Raw genomic sequence first — 14716 nt, forward strand, 5'->3', positions numbered from 1 at the left:
AATAATTACATCTTCAAATAAAAATCTTGGGTGAGATTGATATATTCTGGCGTGTATTGATGACGAGCTATTTCAATAATTAATTCATCAATTAAAGGAGTTTGTTGGATTCTTGTAAAAGCTAACAAACTCCTTTTTATTTCTGTGTTTGGTTTTCCTTTTACACGAGTAATCTTTAAAGGATATAATTCAAAATCTTTGGCTAGAGCCAAAAAACGTTCTTCTTCTTTAAAAGGGATAATTACAGAGAAAATTCCATTTTCTGAGAGTAATAAATCGGCAGCTTCTATTAAATCTTCAAAAGGTAAAGCATCTTCAAAACGAGCTAAATCTCTTTGAGTATTTTCGGTTTTGTAATTTTCAGTATAAAAAGGAGGATTAGAAATAATTAAATCATATTCATCTTCTGGTTCGTCCATGAATTCATCTAAGCCAGCATGAAAACAAAACAGTCGATCATTCCATGGAGAAGATTCAAAGTTATCTGTGGCTTGTTCGAAAGCTTCGTCATCTATTTCAATAGCATCAATTTGTTCCGCAGTACTTCTTTGAGCAAGTATTAACGCTAAAACTCCAGTTCCTGTGCCTATATCAAGAATGTTGTATGGCTTGTTAGTTAATGGTGTCCAAGTTCCTAATAAAACAGCATCTGTACCAATTTTCATGGCACAACGGTCTTGTTCTATTTGGAATTGTTTAAAGTGAAAAATGGACAAAACGTAATTTTTTAAAGTCTTCTTTTGGTATAGGGTTTAACTTAAATACAAATCCACTAATCCTTCAGGAGTATTTAGTATTACTTTTTTATTTGCTCTATCGATTTTTACGATAAATGCATCAATCATTGGAACTAAAATTTCAATTTCTCCTTTTGTGATTTCAAATAATGGTTGTGCATTACTATCATTAACGCTTTTCATAATTCCAATGTTGCCTAATCGAACGTCCTCAACATCAAAACCAATAATTTCATGATAGTAAAACTTGTTGCCTTCTAGTTTAGGTAGCATAGAAAGTGGAAGATAAATCTCACAATTCATAATAGCATCAGCATCAGCTTCTGTTTCTACATCTTCAAAGCGAACACGTAAGAATTTATCTTTGTGTAGGGAACTTTTTTCAATAAAAAAAGGAACCAGTGTTTTGTTTAATTCAACAAAAACTGATTCCAAATTTTGATACAATTCGGGTTCATCAGTATCTAAATAAACTAGAACTTCACCCTTAAAACTAAATTTTCTCGCAATTTTGCCTAAATAGAAACACTCTTTTTTATGCATCATTACGAATTAAAAATTAAGCTTCTGTTTCTTCGTTGTTCTCTTCAACTGCAGGAGCTTCAGTTTCTTCTGTAGCTTCTTCAGTTACAGCTTCTTCTGCTTTTGCAGCCTCAGCTTGAGCAGCAATACGTTTTTCGTTTGCTTCTTTTTCTGCTTTTAAAGCTTTAGTTCTAGCATCAGCTTGTGCTTTGCTTAAACCATCTTTTTTAGCATCAACTTTTCCTGCTTTTTCATCTAACCATGCAGCTAATTTAGCTTCTGCTTGTTCTTGAGTTAAAGCACCTTTACGAACTCCTCCATCTAAGTGGTGTTTTAATAAAGCACCTTTGTAAGACAAAATTGCTCTTGCAGTGTCAGTTGGCTGAGCACCATTGTGTAACCATTGAACAGCACTATCAAGATTTAAATCAATAGTTGCTGGGTTAGTGTTTGGATTGTAAGTTCCTATTTTGTCAAGGAATTTACCATCTCTTTTTGAACGTGCATCTGCAGCTACGATCCAGTAAAAAGGTTTCCCTTTTTTACCATGTCTTTGTAATCTAATTTTTACAGGCATAATCTTTTGATTAATTTTGAGGTTCCCGACCTCAGTTATTTAAGGGTGCAAATGTACAAAACTTTGTTTTACAATAGTATATGTTTTTTAAAAATATTTTTATGTTTTTTATGTTTTGTTTAAATTAAAAAAATTATTTTTGTCTAATTATGTATTAAAGAAGATATTAAATGAAAAAAATAATTGCTTTATTGGGGTTTGTATTAGTCTTGACTTCTTGTGTGAATGAAACTCAAGTAAATAATCCAGCATTTCAAGCAAAATTAAACGATATTAATTGGAGATCTCAAGACACTCATTTGTCTATTGGGTCCAATGGAGGTTTAATTATTACTGCTTTACGAGGAAATGAGAAATTGGAACTTAAAACTAGCTCAGCTAATCCTGGAACTTATATTTTAGGAACAACTAATCAAGCTAATTTTGCTAGTTATACTGTAACAGCTGGAAATACTTCTAATCTTTTCGATACTGGTGCTTATCCTGGACCTGCATTTCTAACTAGAAAATTAACTCCAGGGAATGCATATGTAAATAATGACTCAGCATTAACTACTGGTGGTTCAGGAAGTGGTTTAGTATTTAAAATTACAGTGAATAATATTGGTGGTATTGCTACAGATACTATAAAAGCAAGAGGCGCAAATTATTTAGCAGGTGATGTGGTCACAATTGAAGGAGGAAATAATAATGCTACTTTTAGAGTAATGAACACGCAACAAAGTAATGGCGAAGTTGTAATTGAAGAAGTAGAAAATGGGACTTATACAGGAACATTTAAACTAAATGCGGTTGATGAAGACGGGCAAGTAGTTACTTTTTCACAAGGAATTTTTTATAGAATTCCTGTTAACTAAAGAAAGGCTAAAAATAAATGATAAAAACCATCTCGTTTGAGGTGGTTTTTTGTTTCCTGTTAACAACTAAAATTGCGCTTTATTTTTAATAGTTGTATTTTTGAAAATTGTCATTTTATTGGTATTTGACACTTTAATCATTTGGAATTTAACACACTATGTATTTAATTTTTGATACTGAAACTACAGGTTTACCTAGAAGTTGGTCAGCACCCATAACCGATACAGATAATTGGCCACGATGTATTCAGATTGCTTGGCAGTTACATGACGAAATGGGGAATTTAGTAGAACATCAGGACTATCTAGTAAAACCAGAAGGGTTTAATATTCCTTATGACGCGGAACGCATTCATGGTATTTCTACAGAATTAGCTGAGCAACAAGGTGTGCCGCTACTTGAAGTATTAGAGAAATTTAATATAGCCTTGTCTAAAACAAAATATATTGTAGGTCAAAATGTAGGTTTTGATGTCAATATTATGGGCTGTGAATTCCATCGAATGAATGTAGGTTCTGATATGTCAAAAATGCCAGTTTTAGACACTTGTACAGAAGTTACAGCAGAGTTATTAAAATTACCAGGTGGTCGTGGTGGAAAATTTAAGTTGCCAACATTAACTGAATTACACGAATATCTTTTTGGTGTTCCTTTTTCAGAAGCACATAATGCAACAGCCGATGTGGAAGCAACAACACGCTGTTTTTTGGAATTAATTAAAAGAGAAGTTTTTACAAAAGAAGAACTAGATGTAACACCTGATTATTTTACTAGATTTAAAGAACACAATCCAAAAGAAATCCAACTTATTGGATTAAAACATATCAATTTAAAAGCAGCTTCGGATGAAATTCGAAAAAAATTGCAAAAAATTGAACAAGAAAATACGCAGACTACTATTTCGGAATCGGATAAAAAAGATTTTTCAAAAGCTAAGTTTGCACATTTGCATAATCATTCACAATTTTCCGTTTTACAATCTACTATAGGAATTCCTGCATTAGTTTCGGCTACAGCCAAAAATAATATGCCAGCAGTTGCTATGACCGATACTGGAAATATGATGGGAGCTTTTCATTTTGTGAGTGCTGTTATGAATCATAATAAAGCTGTAAAAGCTAAAATTGAAGCAGGAGAAGAACCAACAGAAACTGAAATAAAACCAATTGTAGGTTGTGAATTTAATATTTGTGAAAATCACTTAGATAGAACTAAAAAGGACAATGGTTACCAAGTTGTATTGTTAGCAAAGAATAAAAAAGGCTACCATAATTTGGCTAAAATGGCTTCTATCGCTTACATTGATGGTTTTTATTATGTTCCAAGAATCGACAAGAATGTTGTTGAAAAATACAAAGAGGACATTATGGTTTTGTCTGGGAATTTGTATGGTGAAATACCAAGTAAAATACTGAATATAGGTGAAAGTCAAGCAGAAGAGGCTTTAATTTGGTGGAAAGAGCAATTTGGATCTGATTTTTATCTCGAGATTATGCGTCACAATCAAGAAGATGAAAATCGTGTTAATAAAACCTTGATTGAATTCTCTCAAAAGCATAATGTCAAGTTAATTGCATCTAATAATACCTTTTACCTAAATAAAGAAGATGCGAATGCACATGATATTTTATTGTGCGTAAAAGATGGTGAAAAACAAGCAACACCTATAGGTAGAGGTAGAGGTTATCGATACGGTTTACCAAATCAAGAATATTATTTTAAATCGGAAGAAGAGATGAAAAAACTCTTCACTGATTTACCCGAAGCAATTATTAATATTCAAGAAATTATTGATAAAGTAGAAATTTACTCATTATATAGAGATGTATTACTTCCAAAATATGATATTCCAACCGAATTTGTAAATCCAGAAGATGCTATTGATGAAGGTGTAAGAGGTGAAAATGCTTATCTACGCCATCTTACTATGGAAGGGGCAAAGCGTAGATATGGTGAAATTACTCCAGCTATTCAAGAACGATTAGATTTTGAGTTACTAACTATATCGAATTCGGGTTATCCTGGATACTTTTTAATTGTACAAGATTTCATTGCAGAAGCTCGAAAAATGGATGTTTCAGTTGGTCCTGGTCGTGGTTCTGCTGCAGGTTCAGCAGTGGCTTACTGTTTAGGAATAACCAATATTGATCCTATTAAATACGATTTGCTTTTTGAGCGTTTCTTAAATCCTGACCGTGTGTCGATGCCCGATATTGATATTGACTTCGATGATGAAGGTCGTGGTCGTGTAATGGATTATGTGATTAAAAAGTATGGGTCGAATCAAGTAGCACAAATTATTACCTATGGTAAAATGGCAACAAAATCAGCTATTCGAGATACAGCTCGTGTATTAGATTTACCATTGTTTGAAGCGGATAGAATTGCTAAGTTAATTCCTGGAATGATGCCTTCTAAATGGAATTTAGCTCGGTTTATTTCTGAAAAAGAAGAGGATGTAAAAAAAGCTTTACGTTCAGACGAATTTGACAAGGTTAAAGAATTGATTGCGATTGCTAATGAGGGAGATTTAGCTGGAGAAACCATTCAACAAGCGAAAATTTTGGAAGGTTCTCTACGAAATACCGGAATTCACGCTTGTGGTGTAATTATTACACCTTCGGATATTACCAATTATGTTCCAGTAACAACTGCAAAAGATTCTGATTTATATGTTACCCAATTTGATAACTCGGTTGCAGAAAGTGCAGGATTATTAAAGATGGACTTCTTGGGTTTGAAAACCCTAACATTAATTAAAGATACTGTCAAACTAGTTAAATATCGTACTGGTGTCGAATTAGATCCTGATACTTTTCCAATTGATGATAAAAAAACCTATGAGTTGTTTCAAAGAGGTGAAACAGTTGGTATTTTTCAATATGAATCTCCTGGAATGCAAAAATACATGAAGGATTTAAAACCTACTGTTTTTGGCGATTTAATTGCAATGAATGCTTTATATCGTCCTGGACCATTGGAATACATTCCTTCCTTTGTAAGAAGAAAAAACGGAGAAGAACCTATTGTTTATGATTTAGATGCGTGTGAAGAATATCTAGGTGAAACCTACGGAATTACTGTTTATCAAGAACAAGTGATGCTTTTGTCTCAATCCTTAGCTAATTTTACAAAAGGTGAAGCAGATGTTTTACGAAAAGCTATGGGTAAAAAGCAAAAAGATGTTCTGGATAAGATGAAACCAAAGTTTGTAGAACAAGCTTCAGCAAAAGGTCATGATGCAACAGTTTTAGAGAAAATTTGGAAAGACTGGGAAGCTTTTGCAAGTTACGCATTCAATAAATCACACTCTACTTGTTATGCTTGGATAGCTTATCAAACGGCTTATTTGAAGGCTCATTATCCAGCAGAATATATGGCAGCAGTTCTTTCTAATAACATGAACGATATCAAGCAAGTTTCGTTTTTTATGGAAGAATGTAAACGAATGGGATTAGAAGTTCTCGGACCAGATGTAAATGAATCTTATTACAAATTTACGGTTAATGAAGAGTATGCTGTTCGCTTTGGAATGGGAGCGATTAAAGGAGTTGGAGCAAATGCAGTAGACACTATAGTCCAAAGTAGAAAAGAGGCTCCTTATAAATCTATTTTTGATGTAGCTAAGAAAATTGATCTAAGGGCTGCTAACAAAAAAGCGTTTGAAAGTTTAGCTTTAGCTGGTGGATTTGATTGTTTTTCTAACACACACAGAGCACAATATTTTCATGATGATGGAGACGGTATAACGTTTTTGGAAAAAGCAGTGAAATATGGTGCTAAATTTCAAGAAAATGAAAATTCAGCACAAGTAAGTTTATTTGGAGATGCATCTGAAGTTCAAATTGCAGAACCTGTTGTTCCACCATGTGAAGAATGGAATACCATGGAGAAATTGGCAAAAGAAAAAGAAGTTGTAGGTATTTATATTTCAGGTCATCCACTTGACGATTATAAATACGAAATGAAATATTTCTGCAATGCAAAGTTAGAAGAGTTGAAAGATTTGAATAATTTCCTTGGTAAGAATATTAGTATTGGAGGAATTATTACCAAAGTAGAACATCGCGTAGCTAAAAACGGAAAAGGTTGGGGAATGTTTACTTTAGAAGGATATGATGAAACCTATGAATTCAGGATTTTTGGAGAAGAGTACTTAAAATTTAGACATTTCTTAATTCAAAATAATTTTACGTTTATAAAATTGGTAGTTAAAGAAGGTTGGACAAATGCAGAAGGGAAAAAAGGAGATCCAAGATTGCAGTTTTTAGAAGTAAAAATGCTTCAAGATGTATTAACCACTTTTGCTAAAAAATTAATTTTACAGTTTAGTATTACAGATTTGAGTGAAAATAGAATTCAAGCTTTATATGATTTGTTTACCAAAGAAAAAGGAGATAATACAGTTACGATTGAAGTAATGGAATTAGAAAAAGTCAAAAAGCAAATTATAGAAACAATTGAAAACGAAACAATAGATGTAAGCGATGATACGGAATCTGACGAACAGTTTGAAGCTGTAGAAATTGAACCAACAATAAAAGAAGTTGAAGAAATAAAAGTTGTTACAAAATTGAGTATGCCTAGTCGAAAAATGAAAGTGAAAATTTCAAACGAACTACTTCAGGAGTTAGAAAGCATGCAAATTAATTTTAAATTGAATTAGTGTTAGCTATCAAACAAATTAAAAAACACGCATTAAATACCTTTGTAAATAAATTTTCAAACTAATAAAAATGAAAAAAGTAATTACAATCGTATTGTTCAGTTTAGCTTTTAATTTACAAGCTCAAGTTGCTGATAAACCAGAAAATATTTCTCCCTTGTTAATAGGTGAAAAAATACCAAATACTAAACTTCAAGATATAAGCGGAAAAGAAGTAGAAACAAATACTTTATTCGATAAAAAGACGGTTCTAATTGTTTATAGAGGAGGTTGGTGCCCATATTGTAATGCACAATTAGCCGATGTGCAAGAAATAGAAAAAGAAATTTTATCTTTAGGATATCAAATTGTAGCTGTAAGTCCAGATGCACTTTCTTTTTTGAAAGAAACAGATGAAAAAGGAAATTTGGGTTATACATTGGTTTCTGATAGTAATGGAGATTTTTCAAAAGCAATTGGTATTGCTTTTACAAGTCCAGAAAAATATGGGAAAATGTTAGGTAAATATTCAGATGGCAAAAATACTAATTGGTTACCTGTTCCTGCAGTTTATGTTTTGAATGAAAAACAAGAGATTGAGTTCTTGTACATTAATCCAGACTATTCAAAAAGATTACAAGGAAATCTCTTATTATCCGTGTTAAAAAGTTTGTAAATTCGATTTTTAAATTGAACCATAGGTAAAATTTATATTAAACTATAAAATTTGGAATAATTATTTCTAAATTTGTATTCAAGTTCACTATAACTTAAAACTGGATAAAGCAATTTGTAAACATAAAATAAAAAAAATGGCATTAGCAATAACAGATGCTACTTTTGAGGAAGTAGTATTAAAATCAGATAAACCAGTAGTAGTAGATTTTTGGGCAGCTTGGTGTGGACCATGTAGAATGGTTGGGCCAGTTATCGATGAGGTAGCTACAGAATATGATGGAAAAGCAGTTGTAGGGAAAGTAGATGTAGATGCAAACCAAGAATTCGCAACAAAATATGGAGTTAGAAACATTCCTACAGTATTAGTTTTTCAAAATGGAGAAGTAGTTGGAAGACAAGTAGGAGTTGCTCCTAAAAAAACTTATACAGATGCAATTGATGCATTACTATAGTTGATTTACAATGACAATGGAAAAGGTCTAACGAAAGTTAGACCTTTTTTTATGATTAAAGAATTTATCTCATTATATTTGATTTATGAAGATTGAAAGCCAATTAGAAAAAATATCAAGTTTTAAAAACCTAGAATTGCTTGCGAACCAAGTAGTAGAAGGCTTTATTTCTGGAATGCATAAAAGCCCATTTCATGGTTTTTCCGCTGAGTTTGCCGAACATAAAATTTATAATCAAGGAGAAAGCACAAAGCACATCGATTGGAAACTTTTTGCAAAAACAGATCGATTATATACAAAGCGTTATGAAGAAGAAACGAATCTGCGTTGTCACTTAATTATAGATAATTCTTCATCAATGCATTATCCTTTGTTGGCTAAAAATGAAAATTTTTATGAAAATAAAATAGGCTTTTCAGTTTTGGCTTCGGCAGTTTTAATGAATCTTCTTAAAAAACAAAGAGATGCGATTGGGGTAAGTGTTTACTCGGATACTTATGAATTTTATGCTAATGAAAAAGGAAGTGATAGACATCACCGTATGATTCTTAATAAATTAGAAGAAATTCTAGAAGCTAATAAAAGTACTAAACAAACAGATACTGTTGCATTTTTGCATCAAATTGCCGAAAATATTCATAGACGTTCAATGGTTATTTTATTTACTGATATGTTTCAGTATGAAGATGAAGAGAAAATTTTTAAAGCGCTCCAGCATTTGAAGCACAACAAACATAAAGTAGTTGTTTTTCATGTTTATGATAAAAAAACAGAATTGACTTTTGATTTTAATAATACACCAAGGAAATTCATAGATGTAGAAACTGGAGAAACTGTTCAAATATTTGCCGAAAATATAAAAGAAGAATATGAAAAACAGGTTCAAAGTTATTTCAAAGAGATAGCGAACACTTGTTTGCAGTACAAAATTCAGTATGTGCCTGTTGAAATAGGAGAAAATTTTGAAAAAATTTTGACAACCTATTTAGTTGAAAAACAAAAGTTTGGATAGGATTTTTTTTTGATGATGGAAATTTTTATAATTTTTTTTGAAAAAATATTTGGAAGATTGGAAAAGCGTTGTATATTTGCACTCGCAATAAGGCACTGGTTTGGTAGTTCAGTTGGTTAGAATACATGCCTGTCACGCATGGGGTCGCGGGTTCGAGTCCCGTCCAGACCGCTAAATTGGGAGAAGCATTCTGAGAAATCAGAATGCTTTTTTGCCCAATAAAAGCATCTAAAATAGTTGTGTTGTTTAGTCCGCCTAGGCGGATGGTTTAGTAGTTAGACCGATGAAAAGCTTTTCACCTTTAAGGTGGATGGCTTTTTTGTTTAGAGATAATTTAGCTTTAAAAAGTTTTAAAATAATAGAATAAACATAGGGTTTTTGTTAATTTTTATGATTATTCATGAAATTTGGTTTGGTAGTTCAGTTGGTTAGAATACATGCCTGTCACGCATGGGGTCGCGGGTTCGAGTCCCGTCCAGACCGCTAAATTTTAAAAAGCATTCCTAGAAATTGGAATGCTTTTTTTTGTATAATAAATTTAAGTTTAACAAACTTTGTTAGTTTAAAAATAAATCTCCCAATTTCTCCAAACAATTACAAAAAACAACCCTAGATAGACAATGGAGATTACAAATTTCATAAATGTACTTGCTAAAAAACCTATTAATGAACCAGTTGCTGCTTTTAATGCTCTATTATGATCTTTTTTATCGTAAATAAGTTCACCTATTAAAGCACCAGCAAAAGGACCTATTATAAAGCCAAATGGAATAGGAGTCAATAAACCTACTATTAATCCAATATTGGTTCCCCAAATACCATATTTGCTTCCTCCAAATCGTTTGGTTCCTTTTGCAGGGATTACATAATCCAAAATGGCAATCATTAAAGCAATCACTAGAGTAATTCCCAAAATCCAATAATTGGGTGTTACATTAGGTGTTAGATATAATAATAATATACCTATCCAACTAATAGGTGGTCCTGGTAAAACAGGTAAAAAACTGCCTATTATTCCTGTAATCATACATGCAAACCCTATAAACAATAAAAAATATTCCATAATAAAAAATTATTCTTAAATATATAAAATAAAAATAAACTAAAAAGTTAGTTGAAAAAAATGATAAAATAAAATACAAATACAGAAGAAGGAATTAGGTAAGCGTTGATGATTAAAAGAGGGAATTAATAAGCGAAATAAAGAATGATCTTATAATATATGATTTTTAAGTAATATTTATTAAGGTCTTTAATATGCTTATAAGTGTTAAATTCTTAAAAAAAGAAGTTTTATTTTTTTATTAAATAATTTTTTAAACTCTTTTTTATCATTTTGATGTTTTTTTTGTAATTTAGAATTTCAATTTCCTATCAGAGAAAGACTTGTTATAATGTTTAATTAATAGAAAATCGAAACTTACTGTATTATTATCCAAAACAAAATAAATATGATTAAAAATACCATTAATGATAGGTTAAAAACTGGGTTGCTAGTTTTTTTAACATTCATAATATCTTTTTCAATTATCTCTTTTAAAAATATTAAATTGGCTTCAGATGAGGTTATTGAGTTTGAAGTAACCGAAGAAGTGCCATTGTTTAAAGGATGTGAGGATTCATCTTCTAGGAAGGAAGCAGTGGAATGTTTTAATAAAAAAATGATGAATCATATTAAAAGAAATTTTACTTATCCAGAAGAAGCTTTAGAAAATAGAATTCAAGGTAAAGTAGATGTAAGTTTTATTATTAACGAATTTGGAAAAATAAAAGACATTAAAGCTAGTGCTTCAAATGAAAAAGAGTATGATAAAAAATTACTAGAAACTGAAGCAATTAGAATTGTATCTATATTACCAAAGTTTACTCCTGGGAAACATAAAGGCAAAATTGTAAATGTTAAGTATGGATTGCCAATTATTTTTAAAATGATGTAATTTTACTTAGACATTGTTTATTTAGATTTTAACACTTCAAAATAATTGTAAATAAAAAATACTATTTTTACAAAAAATACATTTTGAAAAGAGATACATATATAGTAATGTTGCTTTTTTTTATCTTTAGCTCATGTCAATTTTTTGAGAAAAAAGTTCCAGATAAGGAAAAGTTGCTGAAAGAAGAATTAGGAAAAATTAATTGGGAAGAAGTAGATGAGTTTCCTACAGTTACTAGTTGTGATTCTATTGTAGGTAAAGAATTGCAAAAACAATGTTTTTTTGAGTATTTAATTCGAAATATTCAAGAAAGGATAGGTGTTGATACATTGCAAATCATGTATCCAGAAGTCGATACAATTGCTGTAAAAGTAACTATTAATCCAGATGCAACTCTTGAGTTTCGCACAGAAATTCCTAATGATTCTATTACCTATGATATTAAAGTTATAGACAGTATACTACAAAATAAATTATCCGATTTTCCTCATGTAGAACCTGCAATTAAAAGAGGAATAAAGGTAAAATCACAATTTATATTACCAGTAATAATAAAAGTTGAAGAATAATTATTTTTTAAATGTTCTGCCTTTCCAAGTATAATTACCAAATAAGGAATAAAAAGCAACTGCGGAACTAAAAAATGGATACAAGAATAAGCTTAATAAAACCCAACTCAACTTAGATTTAAAATAAATTGAAGTTTGTGCCAATAGTATAAAATCGACTAGAAATTTAATTACTAAGTAAAGTAAAAAGCTTTTATAAGAAGCAATCCCCAAACACCATAAAGCAAAAGTTGTTATCCAGCATAAATTCGTTAGAAAAACAATAATTGCTACAATTTTTCCAAATAAAGAATGGTATTCAGTACTTTTTGAAGCCCATCGTACCCTTTGAAAAAATAAATCCTGCCATGAAGTAGCACTTTGAGTTTTTACAATACTTGCGTTATGCATACAAAATCCAACAGCAGATTTTTCTTTCTGTATAGCTTTCTGTAATAAAAATACATCGTCTCCACTTGCAATAGCAGAGTTGCCTTGAAAGCCATTTAATTCATAGAAGAATTCTTTTTTATAGGCAAAATTAGCACCATTGCACATAAAAGGTTCGTTGATTCCAAAACTTCCTATGGTAGCTCCTTGTAAGCTTAAGAAATCTAAGTTTTGAAAAGCATGTAAAAACCCCTTCTCATAAGAGTATCCTACACCCGCAACAACCATTTTTTTATGCGTTTGCTGAATATAATTGTCAATTATTTCAAGCCAATTAGGTTCTACTAAGCAATCTGCATCAGTTGTGACAATCCATTCATGATTGGCTATTTGTATAGCAGTTTCAATAGCATCTTTTTTAGGTGAATTTGATTTTCTGTTATTCGAAATAAGCTGAATTTTAAACTTTAAACTTGGTACTTGAAACAAAAAATCGGATTCGTCATCTACTAAAATTACTTCATACAGGTCTTTAGGATAGTTTAAAAAGGAAAAAGAAGTTAATAATTTTGGTAAATTATTGACTTCGTTTCTAAAAGGAACTATAATAGAAAATTTGTTTTTTGGTGAAGTATCATAAAAGGAAGTAGGTTTCATTTTAGTAAAACCAAAAATTAAAATACATATGAGTAATGTATATATGAAAAGTACGATAAATAAAAAAGTAATCATTTTTGTTGAGATTTAAATAGTAAAACAAAATAACTACCAATTAATACAGGAATAACTAAATTAAATAACCACATAAACGAGGTAATCATAATAATTTTCCATTCGTTAATTCCAAATTTAGAAAACAAATATACAGCAACTCCTCCTTTAATAGCTACATCCATAAAATGTATGCTTGGAATTAATGAAGCTAAAAAATACATTATAAAAATAGTAGATAGTGCTGTTGGGTAATCTATTTCACAATTAAAAAGTACTAATAAAAAGTAAAATTGATGTGAGAAAACCAAATATCGCATAGTGGATAACTGAAAATTAGACTGCATGATATTCGCTGGAAACTGTTTGATTTTTGAAACCAATTTTTCAATTGAAAATCCATAAACTTCATGTTTTCTGACAAAAAAAAGAAACACAAAAGCAACAACTATAATTAATATTAAAAATAAAAGTTTTATCTTAAAACTAATCCATAAACTTAAAGAGTCAAATTTAGAACTATTAATAATAAGTCCTAAAATCCCAAAAAAACAAGTAACAGCCATTTGTGAACTGTTACTAATAAAATTTAAAAAAACTATTTTCTTTGCATTTTCTTTTGGATAATATAGCATTTTTGCACCATATTCTCCTATTCGATTTGGAGTGAAAATAGAAGCCGTTAGCGAACCTAAACTTTGTTTAGTTGATTCTAAAAAAGAAATTTTTTTAAAAAAAGAAACTAAATTTTGCCACTTAAAAATTTCTAAGATCCAATTTGTTGCAGAAAATAAAATTAAAATTAGGATGGATTGGAACGATAAATAAGTTGAAATGCTATTCCAATCTACTTTCTTATTTTGTAATTGATTATAAATATAACTCAACGCAGTACTTACAATCAAAAGTTTGATTATTACTAATAAGAATTGTTTAGCTTTGTGAGGAATTGAAATCATTAGCACAAAGAAACAAATTTCTAGCAAGGTTTTAAAAATCTTGTAGGTACAAATACAATAAAACTTAGTTTTAATCTGTGCACTAACGACTGAACACTGATAATTGAATAATGGCAAATGAACGTATCATATTAGGAATTGATCCAGGAACAACCATTATGGGTTTTGGTTTGATTAAAGTCATTAATAAAAAAATGGAATTTATTCAGTTAAACGAATTGATTCTTAATAAATACGATGATCATTATACTAAACTAAAAGTCATCTTTGAACGTACTATTGAATTAATCGAAACCCATCACCCAGATGAAATTGCGATTGAAGCTCCTTTCTTTGGGAAAAACGTACAATCTATGTTAAAGCTGGGAAGAGCACAAGGTGTTGCAATGGCAGCAGGTTTGTCTAGACAAATTCCAATAACGGAATACGAACCTAAGAAAATAAAAATGGCCATTACTGGTAATGGAAATGCAAGTAAAGAGCAAGTGGCAAAAATGCTCCAACAATTATTAGGTTTAAAAACGCTACCTAAAAACCTTGATTCAACGGATGGTTTAGCAGCTGCAGTGTGTCATTTTTTCAATACAGGAAAAGTAATAGGAGAAAAAAGTTATACAGGTTGGGATGCTTTTGTAAAGCAGAATGAGAATAGAGTGAAGAAATAGTATTCAGTGTTCAGTTTTTAGTAAT

At 30.6% G+C, this 14716-nt stretch carries 14 protein-coding genes and 2 tRNA genes; 10 read left to right on the plus strand and 6 right to left on the minus strand.

From position 1 onward, the window contains the following. Positions 1 to 5: 5 nt before the first annotated feature. From ACULEV_RS00090 to ACULEV_RS00100, 3 genes are all read right to left on the minus strand, one after another. On the minus strand, positions 6 to 665 hold the full coding sequence (locus ACULEV_RS00090; protein WP_445456657.1) for a tRNA1(Val) (adenine(37)-N6)-methyltransferase: 660 nt from the start codon (positions 663 to 665) through the stop codon (positions 6 to 8). An 87-nt stretch (positions 666 to 752) separates the two neighbouring features. Beyond that, the gene (gene rimM, locus ACULEV_RS00095; RefSeq protein ID WP_445458566.1) at positions 753 to 1280 is read right to left on the minus strand and encodes a ribosome maturation factor RimM; all 528 of its coding nucleotides are present in this window, start codon (positions 1278 to 1280) and stop codon (positions 753 to 755) included. Positions 1281 to 1296: 16 nt separating this feature from the next. Next, complete coding sequence (locus tag ACULEV_RS00100) at positions 1297 to 1836, minus strand: 30S ribosomal protein S16 (protein ID WP_445456658.1); 540 nt, start codon at positions 1834 to 1836, stop codon at positions 1297 to 1299. Positions 1837 to 2006: 170 nt separating this feature from the next. On the opposite strand from ACULEV_RS00100, the gene ACULEV_RS00105 reads away from it, so the two are divergent. The 7 genes from ACULEV_RS00105 (at position 2007) to ACULEV_RS00135 (ending at position 9964) form a co-directional block, all read left to right on the plus strand. After that, on the plus strand, positions 2007 to 2693 hold the full coding sequence (locus ACULEV_RS00105; RefSeq protein ID WP_445456659.1) for a DUF6252 family protein: 687 nt from the start codon (positions 2007 to 2009) through the stop codon (positions 2691 to 2693). A gap of 158 nt (positions 2694 to 2851) precedes the next feature. After that, positions 2852 to 7360: a DNA polymerase III subunit alpha gene (gene dnaE, locus ACULEV_RS00110; protein ID WP_445456660.1), complete on the plus strand. Its 4509-nt coding sequence runs from the start codon at positions 2852 to 2854 to the stop codon at positions 7358 to 7360. Positions 7361 to 7430: 70 nt separating this feature from the next. Then, entirely contained in the window at positions 7431 to 8015 is a 585-nt protein-coding gene (locus tag ACULEV_RS00115) for a peroxiredoxin-like family protein (RefSeq protein WP_445456661.1), read from the plus strand. A 136-nt stretch (positions 8016 to 8151) separates the two neighbouring features. Continuing rightward, positions 8152 to 8469: a thioredoxin gene (gene trxA, locus ACULEV_RS00120; protein ID WP_445456662.1), complete on the plus strand. Its 318-nt coding sequence runs from the start codon at positions 8152 to 8154 to the stop codon at positions 8467 to 8469. 85 nt (positions 8470 to 8554) lie between these two features. Beyond that, positions 8555 to 9481 (plus strand): DUF58 domain-containing protein, encoded by a 927-nt coding sequence (locus tag ACULEV_RS00125; RefSeq protein WP_445456663.1) that lies wholly within the window; start codon positions 8555 to 8557, stop codon positions 9479 to 9481. A 97-nt stretch (positions 9482 to 9578) separates the two neighbouring features. Continuing rightward, positions 9579 to 9652 (plus strand) — tRNA-Asp (locus tag ACULEV_RS00130). A 238-nt stretch (positions 9653 to 9890) separates the two neighbouring features. Continuing rightward, a tRNA-Asp gene (locus ACULEV_RS00135) sits at positions 9891 to 9964 on the plus strand. A gap of 79 nt (positions 9965 to 10043) precedes the next feature. Here the strand turns inward: ACULEV_RS00135 and ACULEV_RS00140 are convergent. Continuing rightward, a complete protein-coding gene (locus ACULEV_RS00140) occupies positions 10044 to 10544 on the minus strand; it encodes a DUF456 domain-containing protein (protein ID WP_445456664.1) in 501 nt (166 codons plus the stop codon). A 388-nt stretch (positions 10545 to 10932) separates the two neighbouring features. Between ACULEV_RS00140 and ACULEV_RS00145 the strand changes: the two genes are divergently transcribed. Both ACULEV_RS00145 and ACULEV_RS00150 read left to right on the plus strand, forming a co-directional pair. Beyond that, entirely contained in the window at positions 10933 to 11418 is a 486-nt protein-coding gene (locus ACULEV_RS00145) for an energy transducer TonB (RefSeq protein ID WP_445456665.1), read from the plus strand. Positions 11419 to 11501: 83 nt separating this feature from the next. Next, a complete protein-coding gene (locus ACULEV_RS00150) occupies positions 11502 to 11987 on the plus strand; it encodes a hypothetical protein (RefSeq protein WP_445456666.1) in 486 nt (161 codons plus the stop codon). On the opposite strand, the gene ACULEV_RS00155 is transcribed toward ACULEV_RS00150, so the two are convergent. Further along, positions 11988 to 13013 carry a glycosyltransferase gene (locus ACULEV_RS00155; protein WP_445456667.1) on the minus strand — a complete coding sequence of 342 codons (1026 nt, stop codon included), beginning with the start codon at positions 13011 to 13013 and terminating at the stop codon, positions 11988 to 11990. Positions 13014 to 13084: 71 nt separating this feature from the next. Continuing rightward, positions 13085 to 13972, minus strand: coding sequence for a hypothetical protein (locus ACULEV_RS00160; RefSeq protein WP_445456668.1), 888 nt, complete (start codon positions 13970 to 13972; stop codon positions 13085 to 13087). A 164-nt stretch (positions 13973 to 14136) separates the two neighbouring features. On the opposite strand from ACULEV_RS00160, the gene ruvC reads away from it, so the two are divergent. Beyond that, positions 14137 to 14691: a crossover junction endodeoxyribonuclease RuvC gene (gene ruvC, locus ACULEV_RS00165; protein ID WP_445456669.1), complete on the plus strand. Its 555-nt coding sequence runs from the start codon at positions 14137 to 14139 to the stop codon at positions 14689 to 14691. Positions 14692 to 14716 lie beyond the last annotated feature (25 nt).

This window comes from Flavobacterium sp. HNIBRBA15423, from assembly GCF_052655965.1.